Origin of the sequence: Salinarimonas soli (assembly GCF_008386575.1) — a bacterium.
In the GTDB taxonomy this organism is placed as follows: domain Bacteria; phylum Pseudomonadota; class Alphaproteobacteria; order Rhizobiales; family Beijerinckiaceae; genus Salinarimonas_A; species Salinarimonas_A soli.
Genome location: NZ_VUOA01000271.1, coordinates 1 through 233, shown reverse-complemented (window position 1 = coordinate 233; position 233 = coordinate 1). Strand labels below are relative to the sequence as shown.

Here is a 233-nt window from a genome sequence, read left to right as displayed (position 1 = left end):
TACTTAGACTCCAGGCCACCTTGCAGCAAGGTCGCGCCGTCGTCGCAGTTGTCGACAGCCACGCACTTGTTGGCGGTGACCACGTTGTTCATCAGCGAGCAGCCGCTGTAGTTCAGGTTCATGGCGGCAGCCAGGGCACCAGCGACGCCCTTGACGGCAGCGTCTTCAGCGTCTTGACGCATGTCGATGAACTTGGGCAGGGCCGTGGCGGCCAAGATGCCCAGGATCACGAT

At 61.8% G+C, this 233-nt stretch carries 1 protein-coding gene; it reads right to left on the bottom strand.

Annotation, left to right across the window (positions count from 1 at the left end; genetic code table 11):
* On the bottom strand, positions 1–233 hold a 233-nt coding region (locus tag F0L46_RS25895), incomplete at both ends, for a type II secretion system protein (RefSeq protein ID WP_368732178.1).